The 13,613-nt window shown below is 62.7% G+C and carries 8 protein-coding genes and 3 tRNA genes; 7 read left to right on the top strand and 4 right to left on the bottom strand.

All coding sequences use genetic code 11. The annotated features are described in order from the left end of the window. Positions 1 to 68: 68 nt before the first annotated feature. Together ppgK and map are read right to left on the bottom strand one after the other, a co-directional pair. Positions 69 to 920, bottom strand: a complete 852-nt coding sequence (gene ppgK, locus HMPREF2836_RS03985) for a polyphosphate--glucose phosphotransferase (protein WP_049340710.1) — start codon at positions 918 to 920, stop codon at positions 69 to 71. A 145-nt stretch (positions 921 to 1,065) separates the two neighbouring features. After that, positions 1,066 to 1,977: a type I methionyl aminopeptidase gene (map, locus tag HMPREF2836_RS03980; protein ID WP_005506520.1), complete on the bottom strand. Its 912-nt coding sequence runs from the start codon at positions 1,975 to 1,977 to the stop codon at positions 1,066 to 1,068. A gap of 283 nt (positions 1,978 to 2,260) precedes the next feature. Between map and HMPREF2836_RS03975 the strand changes: the two genes are divergently transcribed. After that, positions 2,261 to 2,518: a hypothetical protein gene (locus HMPREF2836_RS03975; protein ID WP_080975560.1), complete on the top strand. Its 258-nt coding sequence runs from the start codon at positions 2,261 to 2,263 to the stop codon at positions 2,516 to 2,518. 186 nt (positions 2,519 to 2,704) lie between these two features. Here the strand turns inward: HMPREF2836_RS03975 and panB are convergent, their stop codons facing one another. After that, complete coding sequence (panB, locus tag HMPREF2836_RS03970; RefSeq protein ID WP_070629511.1) at positions 2,705 to 3,619, bottom strand: 3-methyl-2-oxobutanoate hydroxymethyltransferase; 915 nt, start codon at positions 3,617 to 3,619, stop codon at positions 2,705 to 2,707. A 66-nt stretch (positions 3,620 to 3,685) separates the two neighbouring features. Then, the gene (locus tag HMPREF2836_RS03965) at positions 3,686 to 5,527 is read right to left on the bottom strand and encodes a geranylgeranyl pyrophosphate synthase (RefSeq protein ID WP_070629510.1); all 1,842 of its coding nucleotides are present in this window, start codon (positions 5,525 to 5,527) and stop codon (positions 3,686 to 3,688) included. Positions 5,528 to 5,958: 431 nt separating this feature from the next. On the opposite strand from HMPREF2836_RS03965, the gene glnA reads away from it, so the two are divergent. The 6 genes from glnA (at position 5,959) to HMPREF2836_RS03935 (ending at position 13,534) form a co-directional block, all read left to right on the top strand. Beyond that, the gene (gene glnA / locus HMPREF2836_RS03960) at positions 5,959 to 7,299 is read left to right on the top strand and encodes a type I glutamate--ammonia ligase (RefSeq protein WP_049340701.1); all 1,341 of its coding nucleotides are present in this window, start codon (positions 5,959 to 5,961) and stop codon (positions 7,297 to 7,299) included. A 159-nt stretch (positions 7,300 to 7,458) separates the two neighbouring features. Further along, on the top strand, positions 7,459 to 10,812 hold the full coding sequence (locus HMPREF2836_RS03955; protein ID WP_210394331.1) for a bifunctional [glutamine synthetase] adenylyltransferase/[glutamine synthetase]-adenylyl-L-tyrosine phosphorylase: 3,354 nt from the start codon (positions 7,459 to 7,461) through the stop codon (positions 10,810 to 10,812). A 400-nt stretch (positions 10,813 to 11,212) separates the two neighbouring features. Beyond that, a tRNA-Gly gene (locus HMPREF2836_RS03950) sits at positions 11,213 to 11,285 on the top strand. Between the two features lie 47 nt (positions 11,286 to 11,332). Further along, positions 11,333 to 11,403 (top strand) — tRNA-Cys (locus HMPREF2836_RS03945). Between the two features lie 24 nt (positions 11,404 to 11,427). After that, a tRNA-Val gene (locus HMPREF2836_RS03940) sits at positions 11,428 to 11,499 on the top strand. 667 nt (positions 11,500 to 12,166) lie between these two features. Then, the gene (locus HMPREF2836_RS03935) at positions 12,167 to 13,534 is read left to right on the top strand and encodes a hypothetical protein (protein WP_070629509.1); all 1,368 of its coding nucleotides are present in this window, start codon (positions 12,167 to 12,169) and stop codon (positions 13,532 to 13,534) included. Positions 13,535 to 13,613 lie beyond the last annotated feature (79 nt).

Below are 13,613 nucleotides of genomic sequence, written 5' to 3'. Positions count from 1 at the left end.
GGCATATAAAAAGGGGCTGTTCCCGAGATATCTATCTCAGGAACAGCCCCTTTAGCTGTAGCTACACTTTACGCTTCGCCGCGGCGCTTGCGTTCCTGCAGCATGCCGCCAGCCCACAGTGCCGCACCCACAATACCCGCGTTGTTACGCAGGGCAGCCATGACCATGGGGGTACGAATCTGGTCCTCAAAGTAGGGCATGAACTTCTCCGGGTTCTTGGAGATGCCGCCGCCGATGATGAACAGGTCGGGGGAGAAGAGCATCTGAACGTGCTCGAAGTAGCGGTACAGGCGCTTGCCGTACTTCTTCCAGGACAGCTCGTGCACCTCGCGGGCACGGGCAGAAGCCTGAGACTCGGCGTTGTGGCCGTCGATCTCCAGGTGGCCCAGCTCGGTGTTCGGGATCAGCACGCCGTCGTTGATGAGGGCGGAGCCAATGCCGGTGCCCAGGGTGATGACAGCGATCAGGCCGTCACGGTTACGGCCCTGGCCGTAGGTTGCCTCAGCCAGACCGGCTGCGTCAGCGTCGTTGAGGCCGTAGACGGTGCGGCCGCCCAGAGCCTCGCTCATGACCTGTTCCAGGTCGGTGTTGATCCAGGAGTCGTCCACGTTCGCTGCGGAGAAGACCATGCCGTTCTTCACCACTGCGGGGAAGTCGATGCCGACAGCGGACTCGGGGTCCGGTGCCAGGTCGCGGCCCTGCAGCTCATCCACTACGCGGCGTACAACCTCAGCCACAGCCTCGGGGGTTGCAGGCTTGGGGGTGTCAATGCGGAAACGGTCGGACACGAGGTTACCGGTGCGCAGGTCGACGATACCGCCCTTAATGCCGGTACCTCCAATGTCCACACCAATCTGCAGGTCCTTGGGGGTGGGGGCGGGCAGCTCGTTGATGACGCCGGGTTCTGCGTATTCGCTCATGGTTTTCTCTCTCTTTCGCCCCGCCTACTGCCGTGTAACCTAGGGGAGTGGGCGGGCTTGTCAGTGGGTGAATTGATATAAAAGTGAGGTGCTGGGCTCGTACCTGCACAATACCTGCACAAGTAGGAAACCCAGAGGGCTGCGCTTAGGGCAGGGTCAGGATGTCCGCGCCGTCAGCGGTCACCACGAGGGTGTGCTCGAACTGCGCGGTGCGCTTGCGGTCGCGGGTGACCACAGTCCAGTCGTCGTCCCACAGGTCCCATTCGATGGTGCCGAGGGTCAGCATGGGCTCGATGGTGAAAATCATGCCCTCACGGATCTCAGTGTCGTAGGCGGGTGCCGCATCGTAGTGGGGGATGATGAGGCCCGAGTGGAACTCACGACCCACACCGTGACCGGTGTAGTCGCGAACCACGCCGTAACCGAAACGTGCCGCATACTTCTCAATGACGCGACCAATCACGTTGATCTGGCGGCCCGGCTTCACAGCCTTAATCGCACGGTTCAGGGACTCTTCGGTGCGCTCAACCAGCAGGCGGGACTCTTCGTCCACGTTGCCGACGAGTAGGGTCTTGTTTGTATCGCCGTGCATGCCGTCCAGGTATGCGGTGACGTCCAGGTTGAGGATGTCGCCGTCCTCCAGCACGGTGGAGTCCGGGATGCCGTGGCAGATGACCTCGTTCAGGGAGGTGCACACGGACTTGGGGTAGCCGCGGTAATCCACGGTGGAGGGGTACGCGCCGTGGTCGCAAATGTATTCGTGGACCAGCACGTCAATCTCGTCGGTGGTGGTGCCGGGCACGCAAATCTTGGATGCTTCAACAATGGCGCCTGCCGCAATCTTGCCGGCTGCGCGAACCCGCTCAACTTCCTCGGGGGTGTACATGTTCGAGTCGTTACCCTCGTTGGCGGTGGGCTTACCCACGTACTCGGGGCGAACAATGTGCGAGGGGACCGGGCGCATGGGGGTGATGCGTCCGGGGGTCAGACAACCCACGGGTGCTCGACCGGGCTCTGCAGGAAGATTGTGCGAAGTATTCGTTTTGGTTGAAGACATAGTTTCATCTTACCGGGCGTGGGCGGGTTGTGTCCCTTGCTCAGGCGCTAAAAAAGCGGCGGATACACAAGCCGTACCTTTTTCCCAGATTGTGAATAAAATTTCATGCACGCTAGCGGCAAAACTACGCGGGTGAAAAGCCGGAGTGGAAGGCAGAGGCGGAAGACCGGGGCGGAAGACCGTGGAGGGGAAACGCCGTGAGAAGCTCCACCCGCCTCATTGCCACGAACCTACGCGCGTGAGAAGCTAGAAACACCAACCCCTCACCGTCGAAGGAGAAACCATGAGTGAGAAGAAAAACCACCTGAGCGAAGCCATCGAATCGGCGGTCGAAAAGACCCTGAACTCCGCGACTGAATCCACCAGCCCGCACCCCGAAGAGTACTGGTACAACCTCAAAACCGGCGAGGTTGAACGCGGCCAGCAGAGCGCCGTCACCTCCCTGTGGGGCCCCTTCAAAACCTACGAGGAGGCGGCACACGCCATGGACCGCGCCCGCGAACGCAACGACGCCTGGGAAAAGGACGGCGGCTGGCTCTAAAGAACGAGCACCCTCAGCCTTGCCCAACGCCCTCAGCCTTGCCCAACGCCCTCAGCCTTGCTCAAGGCGCACGCCGCCCAATAGACATACAGTCTGAGACGAAAGATCCCCGCACCCGGAGCACCGGATACGGGGGTCTTTCTTCATCAAGCTTTTCTTCTCACGCTTTTCTTCTCAGCCTAAAGCCTACTCAAAAGTGTGCTCAGCCGCCGGGAACTCACCCGAACGAACCTGCTCACGATAAGCACGCGCAGCGTCCTCCATGACCTGACCGACCTGCGCAAACTGCTTCACAAAACGCGGCACGCGACCGGCGCGAACACCCATCATGTCCTGCCACACCAGCACCTGACCGGTCGTCACATTCGAGGCACCAATACCAATAGTCGGTACAGCGCCCACAGCCTCATCCACCAGCTGCGCAGTCTGGGTAGTCACCATCTCCATCAGCACGCAGAACGCGCCAGCCTCAGCCAGCGCCACCGCATCCTCACGAACACGCTCAGACGCATCACCGCGGCCCTGCACACGGAAACCGCCCAGGGCATGCTCCGACTGCGGGGTGAAACCAACATGCGCCACCACCGGAATACCGGTACGCACCAGGGCACGAACCCACTCAGCCATCGACGCATCAGCCTCAATCTTGACCGCGTGCGCGCCGCCCTCCTTCATCAGGCGAACAGCGCTCGCCACCGCCTGCTGCGGGGACTGTTCATAGGAACCAAACGGCAGATCGGCAACCACCATGGCGCGGGATGCACCGCGAGAAACCGCCGCAACTAGCGGAATCATCTCATCCAGGGTAATGGTTAGGGTGGACTCGTAGCCGAGCACCACATTCGCCGCTGAATCGCCCACCAGCAGCATGTCGATGCCGGCGCGATCAAAAATCTGCGCCGTCAGAGCGTCATAACAGGTCAGCATGGAGAACTTCTGACCGGTCGCCTTAGCCTGAGCCAGGTGAACGGTACGAACCTTCTTGACGGCGTCCAGGTCAAAAGGCTTCGACGCAGAAGCAGTCGCGGGAGCAACCGCGGAGGTAGCGGCAGGCTGTGCCGCGTAGGGCGAAGAGATCTCGGAAGAACGCTCAGTAGTCATGCTGACTATTCTAACCCTGCACGGCTCCAACCTGGCGTACCGCTCACCACGAGGGAACAACTATGCCTAGTTCCAGATGAGGTTAATGTAGTAGGTCGGGAACGACGCGGCGGCGTTCTTATTCATCAGCTCCGGAATAGCGGAAGAAGCATCACTAAACTCACGCGGCAAATCGCGCTGAATGAGCGCCTGCTGCACCAGAGCATCCCAGTACAGCTGCATGATCGAATAGGTGCAGACTTCCTTCACGACGTCCTCCGCGTAGGACTCCCACGCCGGGAGCGCCGCATCGTTATCGAAGAAACCCTCATAGCCCTGAGACAGACCCGTGTCGCAGGCGTTCACCGCGTTCTTCGCGTACTGCAGCCAGTAGCTACGGCTCAACTCATCGGTGGTGTTGAAAGTAAACGCCTCATAGTCTGCCTTTAGCAGGGCGTAAGACGCCTGAATAGAACCGGCAAGCGGGGCGTGCGAAGAGAAGACAATAACGTCCAGAAGAGCAGCGATGTACTCCATCTGCACCTTCTCGTACGCAATACCGGAAGGCTGCGCCGGACCAGAATGCATCTGCACCAGCGCCTCCACCGCGTTGATGAAACGCTCAACGTCGGCGGTCGCCTTCACCATCAGATTCAGCAGACGCTGAACACACTGATAATCCTCAGAAATCTGCGAGAACACGCCAAAGGACAGGATGCCACGCTCAGAAGCAGCCTCCGCCAGAATCTGGCTCGTCAACCGCTGGCTCTCCGCCTCCGCCTTCGCCACGCTTACCAGCAGGGCACCGCAATACGCCAGGGCGCGACCATCCACCAGCTGAGGCTGCTGCTGATGCAACGGCAGAAGACGCTCATGAAGCTGACGGAAAATCGCGCTCTGCATCAGAGCCTTCTTGCCCAACTCCTCAGTCTTCAACAGCACCGTATCCGCCGAGAAATCACGCGGAACAAAACGGCGCGCATCCGGCGCAGTAAACGGCGAATAGGGGCGACCCATCACCGGATGCAACAGCGACATCGTGGTAAACAGCGAAAAACGAGCCGCCACCGGCCCCAGCGAATCCGGGTAGTTCGGCGCATCCGGCGCGTTGACACGCTCCGTGCACAGAGTCAACCAGGTCTGCTCCACCGCCCGATCAGACGCAATGCCAACACCCATACCCAGGATGCCCTCACCGAACGCCTCCGACGGAAGCTTACCGGGGTTCATGGCACGCGCCTGCATGAGCGCCACAGCCAGCTCCACCGTATAGTTCGCGCGGCGCTTCTTGCCCGCCTCATCAAGGTGCTGGAACGGACGCATGCCCGCAATCTTCTGACCGCGCGCCAGCGTATGCAGCTCCTTGCTCATCGCGAACTGCTGCGGGTTACGCTGCATCATCTTCGACACCTCGTAAGCGCTCTTACGGTTCAGCTTCTCACGGCGCTGAGCACCCTCAGCCGACAGCGCATCATACTTGCCGCGGCTTGCGTGAACATACCAGGCACGAAGTAGCTGAAGCGGCAGGAAGAAGAAAGTGTACTTCCACGACCACGTGAAGAGCAGGATCGGAATGACCGCCATCGACCCCACGCGCCCCGTATAACCGAGCCAAAGAAGCTCTACAAACGCACCCACCACCGCAAAGAGTGCCACGGTGCGAGTCCTAAACGCCACGCGGGAGGGGCGATCCAGCAGGTAGGTCGTGCCACCAGACTTGCTGTTCTTCATGACTGTCGGGCCAAAGACCGCAACCGCAAAAAGGCAGACCAGGTACAACACCAAGAAAACAATGGGGGCGGCAATAAGTAGTAGCCACTCTAAACCGGTAGGATCAGCGGCAACGATGCTGGTCGCCAGCGGAAGCTGCGCCAATGGAAACTGCTCCGACGGAAACTGCACAGTCGAGGGAAGAATGGAATGTAGCATACTCCCATTATCGCAAGGCGACCCCGCTCCCCGCCCCGAGAACCGTCATATGCTAGGTATCTGAACCTGCTTGGCATCTGAGTAAAACCCACACCGCAGAAAAAGCGGGGGAGCGCCCCTCCTCGCATCGCCCAGAATCTGAGCTACCGCGGCGCAGAAAAAGAGAATTTACACAAACGAAACCTCCCACCCGCCCGCCACAGAGCAGAACCCGATAGGCTAGATAACAACAGGACACACGCCGGGGCAAGGAGGCGCCAGCACCGCTGGCACGCAACACTGCGGAACCCCCTGGAATCCTCTGGAATCCCATGGGACATGCAGGGCTTTCCGCAGCAGGGTCTTCCACACCTCGGCAGCAAATTTAGCGCGCCTCCGCCACCCACAGACGGGTACCACGCGGATGCGCGCCCGCACCGAGAGGGCAACTCATGGACCGTCAACAGGAATTCGTACTGCGCACCATCGAAGAGCGCGACATCCGCTTCATCCGCCTCTGGTTCACCGACGTGGTCGGCACCCTCAAATCCGTCGCGCTCGCGCCCGCCGAGGTAGAAAGCGCCTTCGACGAGGGCCTGGGCTTCGATGGTTCCTCGATTGAGGGTTTCTCCCGCATCTACGAATCCGACATGCTGCTGCAGCCGGACCCCTCCACCTTCCAGATTCTGCCCTGGCGCGGTGAAGAAGACATCACCTCCCGCATGTTCTGTGACGTACTCACCCCCGACGGTGAAATCAGCGCATCCGACACCCGCGGCGTGCTCAAGCGCGTACTCAACAAAGCTGCGGAGATGGGCTTCACCTGCTACACCTCGCCTGAAATTGAGTTCTATCTGCTCGAATCCTCCAAGCTCGGCGCCGACGGATTCCCCGTGCCCGTGGACTACGAATCCTACTTCGACCACACCCCCGGCGGCATCGTGCAGGACTTCCGCCGCAAGGCAGTGACCATGCTCGAAGAAGTTGGCATCTCCGTCGAATTCAGCCACCACGAAACCGGCCCCGGCCAGAATGAAATCGACCTGCGCCACGCCGACGCCCTGCAGACCGCCGACAACGTCATGACCTTCCGCACCGTCATCAAGGAAGTCGCCTACTCGCTGGGCATGTACGCAACCTTCATGCCCAAGCCCTTCACCAAGTACGCCGGCAGCGGCATGCACACCCACTTCTCCCTCTTCGAAGGCGACACCAACGCATTCTTCGAAGCCGGCGCCGAATACCAGCTGTCCAAGACCGCGCGCCACTTCATCGCCGGTGTGCTCAAGCACGCCCCCGAATTCACCGCGGTCACCAACCAGTTCATCAACTCCTACAAGCGACTCTGGGGCGGCGGCGAGGCGCCCTCCTACGTCTCCTGGGGCCACAACAACCGCTCCGCCCTCGTGCGTGTGCCCCTGTACAAGCCGAACAAGATGCAGTCCGCCCGCATCGAGTACCGTGGCCTGGACTCGGCGTCGAACCCGTACCTCGCCTACGCGGTGATTCTTGCAGCAGGCCTGAAGGGCATCGAAAACGAGTACCCGCTCATGCCCGCCGTGACCGAAGACCTCGCCGCCATGACCAACGCCGAACGCCGCGCCATGGGCTACAACCCGCTGCCCGCGTCCCTGCGTGAAGCCATCAATATCACCGAAGAATCCGAGTTCATGGCGGAGGTTCTGGGCGAGCAGGTCTTCGAGCAGTTCCTGCGCAATAAGCGCGCCGACTGGGACCAGTACCAGGCTCAGGTGACCCCCTACGAGCTCAAGCACAACCTCGGAATCCTCTAACGGCTGGATCCTCTCACCTCCTCACAGGATGAGTGAGCGCTGACAGCCTCAGGGCGGTACCCGCTACCGGTAACACGCCGGCGGGTACCGCCCACAGGTGTATCAGCATCGCTTTTTATCCCGCCGAAATTTATACTCTCTACCCACAGTTCTCACGCTATGACTGACAGCTCTCACTACCCGGTCACCGGGCTCATCCGCATTGTTGACCCCGCCAAAGAACCCAAGCCGCTGACCGACATCGCCCCCGATGCGCTCGACGACGAACAGCGCGCCGAAGCCGAACGCAAAGCACAGCTGCGCCTGCACACCCGCATGATTGCCACCGGCTTCCACGACCCGTCCAAGGCAGAACGCTGGCTCAACGCACCCGAACTGAAGCACGTCTCGCAGGATGCGCTCTTTGCCGGGCTGCGCCTCGCACCCTCACCGGATATTGCCCTGCCCGCCCTCGTGCGTCTCATCGAGAAGCACCCGGCGGTCGCCGAACGCGCCAACCGCGGCGACAAAGAATTCGGCATGTACCGACTGCTCGGCGCATCCCAGGCGATTGGCGATTTTCTCTACCGCCGCCCCGAGCTCATCGATCCGCTCTTCGACACGCAGGTGTACCCGGCTGAGAGCGCGCTGATTCGCTCCCAGCACCCGGCGTCAATCCTGCCGGAAACCGACGGGGAATTCCTGACCCCCATCGCACCGCTGGATACCCCCTACCGCCGCGATATCCTCACCGCCCTCGGTGCCGACCCCCACGCGGAGCGTCCGCGCGCTGCCGCCGAACAGACCGGCAAGGACGGCTACGTGACCCTGCGCGTCGCCTACCGCGCCGCCCTGGCGCGCATCGCCCTGCTCGACGTGTGCTGTGAAGACCCGGTCGAAATGATGCCCACCATCGGTCGTCACCTCGCCGATTTGGCTGCCGCCGCGCTGGAGGGTGCACTCGCCATTGCCCGCACCGAAGTGGCGGAGGGGCTGGGCCCCGGCCTGGCGGCTCCTCGCCGAGGCGAAGCCGTAGACGCCCTGGACTTGGCGATTATCGGTATGGGTAAGTGCGGTGCCCGCGAGCTGAACTACATCTCTGACGTTGACGTGGTGTACGTGGTTGCGCCCGTGGAACCCGCCACCGCTGGCGCCGCGCCTCATGCCGGGGCAGAAGGGGAGAGCACCCCGCTCAAGCTCACCGAGAACGAATGTTCCACCATCGGCACGGAGCTCGTGCACGCCCTCACCCGCGCCATCATGGGCCCCGCACCCGAACCCGCCCTCTGGGAAGTCGACGCGAACCTACGCCCCGAAGGCAAGGACGGCCCGCTCGTTCGCACCGTCGAATCCTACGTTCAGTACTACAAGCGCTGGGCGGAAAACTGGGAGTTCCAGGCGCTGCTCAAGGCGCGCCCCATCGCCGGTTCGGCGCAGCTGGGTGCCCGCTACGCCCGCGCCATTGACCCCTTCGTGTGGGAGTCCGCCGCCCGTGAATCCTTCGTGGAATCCGTGCAGGCGATGCGCGCCCGGGTGACCGACAATATCCCTTCGCACCAGGTGGACCGCCAGATTAAGCTGGGCCCGGGCGGCCTGCGCGATATCGAGTTCACCGTGCAGCTGCTGCAGCTCGTGCACGGTCGAACCGACCCCGCTGTGCGCACCAAATCCACCGTGGATTCCCTCGCGGCGCTGACCGCCGTCAGCTACATTAGCCGCACCGACGCCGAAGCATTCAGCCGCGACTACAAGAAGCTGCGCGTGCTCGAGCACCGCATCCAGCTGCAGCAGCTGCGCCGCACCCACCTGATGCCCGAGAAGGACGCCGAACAGCGCGCCCTCGCCCGCTCGATCCTTTCCCCGGAACGCAACGGCACGCTCTCCGCCGAGCAGATGCTCAAGGCATGGCAGAAAATTAAACGGAACGTCCGTTCACTGCACGAACGAATCTTCTTCCGCCCGCTGCTCGCCGCCGTCTCCACGCTCAGCCGCGACGAAGTGGTGCTCAGCGAACAGGCGGCACAGGACCGTCTTGCCGCCCTCGGCTACCGCGACCCGCGTGGCGCCATGCGCCACATCAAGGCACTCACCACGGGACTTTCCCGCAGTGCAGACATTCAGCGACACCTCATGCCCGTGCTACTGGGCTGGTTCGCCCGCGGCGTGGACGCGGACGCCGGCCTGCTCGGATTCCGCATCGTCTCCGAATCGCTCGGCAGCACCAGCTGGTACCTGCGCATGCTCCGCGACTCACCCGCAGCCGCCGAACGCCTCAGTCAGCTACTCTCCAGCTCGCGCCCCATGACCGACCTGCTTGAGGACGCCTCCGCCTCCATCGCCTGGCTGGACAAGGTCGCCGACCTCAAACCACTGGGGGAAGAAGCGCTCGCCTCCGAAATTTCCTCCCTGCTGGCACGCCACGCGGACGCCGCCGAGGCGATGCGCGCCGTGCGCTACCTGCGCCGCCGCGAAACCCTGCGCACCGCCATGGGCTGGACCCTGGGCATCGTCGACATTGAGGACACCTGCGCCGGTCTTGCCGCCATCGACGAGTGCACAATCGGTGCGGCGCTGCAAATTGCCCTGCGTGAACTCCAAACGGCACCGGAAGGCGCCGAACCCGCCGAAGCTGAGGCGACAGCGGGGGAGAAGCTGCTCACCCGCATCGCCGTCATCGGCATGGGCCGCCTCGGCGGCGCCGAGAACGGCTTCGGCTCCGACGCGGACGTCATGTTCGTTCACGAACCCCTCGACGGGGCCGACGAAGACGCCGCACAGGAACAGGCGGCACGCATCGTCAACCGCACCCTGGCGCTCCTCAAACAGCCCGTCAAGCCCGCCATTCGCGCCGAACGGCCCCTCGAAGTGGACGCCGACCTGCGCCCCGAAGGCAAGCAGGGCGCTATCGTGCGCTCGCTGGACTCCTACCGCTCCTACTACGAACGCTGGGCGGAAACCTGGGAGTTCCAGGCGCTCACCCGCGCCCGCCCCATCGCGGGCGACGAGGCGCTCGGCGAGGCTTTCGTGGAGCTCATCGACCCGTACCGCTACCCGGCAACTTTCACGCCCGAACAGGTGCAGCAGATTCGCCGCATGAAAGCGCGCGTTGAAAACGAACGCATGCCGCACGGCGCCGACCGCACCCGCCAGCTCAAGCTCGGCCGCGGCGGCCTCTCTGACGTGGAATGGCTGGTCCAGCTCGTGCAGCTGCGCCACGCGCACGCCGTGCCGGGGCTACGAACCACCTCCACCCTGAAGGCGCTAAACGCCGCGGTTGAGGCGGGGCTGGTCGCCGCCGCGGACGCTGAAGTCCTCAGCGGCGCCTGGCTACTCGCCACGAAGATTCGCGGCGGCAACGTACTGCGCGGCGTGCGCCAATCCGACACCCTACCCTCGGGACGCGCCGACCTGGAAGCAATCGCCCGCTGGTGCGGATACCCGGCCGGCAGTGCCCGCGCCCTCGAAGAGGACTACCTGCGCCAAACTCGCAACGCCCGCAAGGTCTACGAACGCCTCTTCTTCGAAGGGCTCTAGAGATTCCAGAAAAATATGAGCCTGGCGTTTTTGCCGGTGCGGATTTCTGATGCGAATTTCATAGGGGAGGGGCAGGGAGCCTGGATCCTCGCCCCTCCTTTTTCGTGTCCTTGTGAAAAATTTTGCGGACACTCAGCGGACATCGTGCGCCCGCCGCCACGTTCACGGGAACAGTAACCACCCCAAAACCCCAAAAATGTGACCGGCACCATGAAAATAAATTTTGCTCGCACACCTCAAAAACGAGCCCAAATACCCCGTTCTGCCCCGGAAACACGCGGAACACAAGATGATCTACAAAGGATTTGGCAAACACTCAAAAACCCCGTATAGTATTTACCTGTCAGCACGACGGAGCGAAAAACTCCAACGGAATGATTCAAATTGAATACGCTGATATGCGGTTGTAGCTCAGTTGGTAGAGCACCACCTTGCCAAGGTGGATGTCGCGAGTTCAAGTCTCGTCAACCGCTCGTAAGGACTCCAAGAGTTCGAACGCGTTCCCTCGTGGAGCGTATGCGGTGAGGTGGTCGAGTGGTTAGGCAGCGGCCTGCAAAGCCGTGTACGCGGGTTCGAATCCCGTCCTCACCTCGCAACAAAACAACTGTTTTGTGAGCGCGATTGGCGCAGCGGTAGCGCGCTTCCCTGACACGGAAGAGGTCACTGGTTCGATCCCAGTATCGCGCACAGATAAAGCCCTTAGCTTTCGAGCTAAGGGCTTTTGTGTTTAACTTTTTTGGTTTTGGTTAGAGGGGCGGTGCTCCTCAGCTGACTTGTGTTTATTCTGGAGGCGGTGCTCCGTATATTTCCTCCGCGCCGTCGCAGGGGACCCGCCCTCGCTTCGCTTCGGGCACCCTGAGGGCGCTTCCGGAAAATACGCTCGCCCCCGCTCCGCGTCCCCGATGTCACGACGGAGGACACCATCCCTCCGCCTCGTAGGTAAAACACTCGACCCCGGTTCAGTAAGGGCAGGGCTTGGGTGCGCGATACCGGTATAACGAACTGGAGGGGGAGGGGGCTGTCACCTTCTCAATCTTTTGCTGGCTCCGCCGGACAGGTGAGCTGAAATTGTGCCCGCGCCGCACCTTCCGAAAGTGACATCAGGGTGCCCGCCCGGGCGCTCTCCGCAGCGAAGCAAGGAGAAGCGGAGCGTCCGGGCGTGGCGGGTTCCCCTGCAGGAGCGCAGGAGGGGAGCGGCGCGAGATGCCCAAGAGCTCCCATACTGTGCTCGAGCTAGGGATTTATGTTAAAGCTGAGGTTCAAGGTATGCTTTTCCTCGGCGTCCGGGCGCAGGCCTGCAGGCTCCCGCATCCGCGCCACAAACACATCACCCCACCTGAATAAAGGGCATACCATGTCTACATCCCTGACCCGCCGCAAGCTCGTCGCCGGTGCAGCCTGGGCGGCACCGGTCGTCGCCGCCTCCGCAACCATTCCCTCTTACGCAGCATCCGTCGCCGCTACGAACGACTGCATCCTGGCAGCTAGCCCGGCGTACAGCATCTCCGGTACCGACGAAGGTACCAAGACCGTGCAGAGCTTCGCCGTGCCCAACAACGTCTACAAGCTCCGCTTTGAACTGGTCGGCGGCGCGGGCGGCACCAACAACCGCATGACCCAGGCGGGCTCCGGCGCGAAGGTCACCGGCATCATCCCCGTAACCCCCGGCTCCATCGTGCAGATTATCGCCGCGGCAGGTGGCATTGGTGACGGCTCCCTCACCCCCACCGCCGGTGGTGAAGGATACGGCAACGGCGGCTCCGTACCCGCCTACACCATCCCCGCCACCATCACCGCGCAGGTTGACGCTAAATACCCCAACCCGGCAAACTCCAAGACCCAGGCGTACGCGGCATCCGGCGGCGGCTCCTCCGCGCTGCTCATCGACGGCGTCGTCGTAGCTGTAGCAGGCGGCGGTGGCGGCGCGGGCATGACCACCTCCGGCGTGTCCTACGCAGACCCCTGGTACTCCAACCTCAACGGCCAGATCGACGCCGGTGTGGCGCCCCTCGGTTCGGATGCATCCCCGCAGTTCGACGCGGCGGGTAGTGCCTCCGCGGCGGCAGGCTCCAACGGCACCCCCGGCTACGAAGTCTACAACGCTGAACGCTCCAAGGTCCTGATCTACAACTCCGGTTTCGGCGGCGCGGCGGGTGCGGGCGGTGCCGGTGGTGCGGCGGGTACCCTGCCGGTCAGCGGCCCCGTCATCGGTTTCGAGACCACCAACAACCAGGTGCTATTCAGCCAGTTTGTTGCCGGTAACGCGGGCACGAGCGGCTTCGCGGGCAACGGCGGCGACGGCGCGGGCGCATACTCCTACCAGCTGGATGAGAACCCCGCCAGCGTGCACGAGAAGGGCACCTACGAGGACCGCAGCTGGGACCTGGACATCTACCATGACGAGGGCGCGTACGCGCAGAACTTCAACGGCTACCAGTCCGTGGTGTCCGGCGGTGGCGGCGCGGGCTACGGTGGTGGCGGTTCCGGCGCGGCACAGTCCGTCTCCTCGATTGTGCTGACCCAGAAGTGGCTGAATAGCCCGACCGGCGTGCGTCAGGGCATCGGCTACACGATGCAGGGCGGCGCAGGTGGCGCGGGCGGCTCGTACATTGCACCGTCCGTGAGCGAGGGTGCGATTGTTTCGGCTGAGAACGCGCCGCAGTGGATGCGCGAGCGCGGTAACGGTTCGGTGACGGTGACCTTCTGCGAGGCGGCTGCCTAACCGTCCTGGTTGCTCTTGCCAATTCGCGGGTGGAGGCGGCTATGCCTTCCGGAAGCGACATCAGGGTGCCGCCCCGGGC

Origin of the sequence: Rothia sp. HMSC065C12 (assembly GCF_001812085.1) — a bacterium.
In the GTDB taxonomy this organism is placed as follows: domain Bacteria; phylum Actinomycetota; class Actinomycetes; order Actinomycetales; family Micrococcaceae; genus Rothia; species Rothia mucilaginosa.
Note: the sequence above shows the minus strand (reverse complement) of the source record. Positions and strands in the feature narration are given on the sequence as shown.

What these genes read in the sequence shown, in the direction of transcription:
- map (WP_005506520.1), bottom strand. Translation starts at nt 1,977, where the DNA reads ATGTCTTCAACCAAAACGAATACTTCGCACAATCTTCCTGCAGAGCCC.
- HMPREF2836_RS03935 (WP_070629509.1), top strand. Translation starts at nt 12,167, where the DNA reads ATGTCTACATCCCTGACCCGCCGCAAGCTCGTCGCCGGTGCAGCCTGG.
- HMPREF2836_RS03955 (WP_210394331.1), top strand. Translation starts at nt 7,459, where the DNA reads ATGACTGACAGCTCTCACTACCCGGTCACCGGGCTCATCCGCATTGTT.
- HMPREF2836_RS03975 (WP_080975560.1), top strand. Translation starts at nt 2,261, where the DNA reads ATGAGTGAGAAGAAAAACCACCTGAGCGAAGCCATCGAATCGGCGGTC.
- HMPREF2836_RS03965 (WP_070629510.1), bottom strand. Translation starts at nt 5,527, where the DNA reads ATGCTACATTCCATTCTTCCCTCGACTGTGCAGTTTCCGTCGGAGCAG.
- ppgK (WP_049340710.1), bottom strand. Translation starts at nt 920, where the DNA reads ATGAGCGAATACGCAGAACCCGGCGTCATCAACGAGCTGCCCGCCCCC.
- panB (WP_070629511.1), bottom strand. Translation starts at nt 3,619, where the DNA reads ATGACTACTGAGCGTTCTTCCGAGATCTCTTCGCCCTACGCGGCACAG.
- glnA (WP_049340701.1), top strand. Translation starts at nt 5,959, where the DNA reads ATGGACCGTCAACAGGAATTCGTACTGCGCACCATCGAAGAGCGCGAC.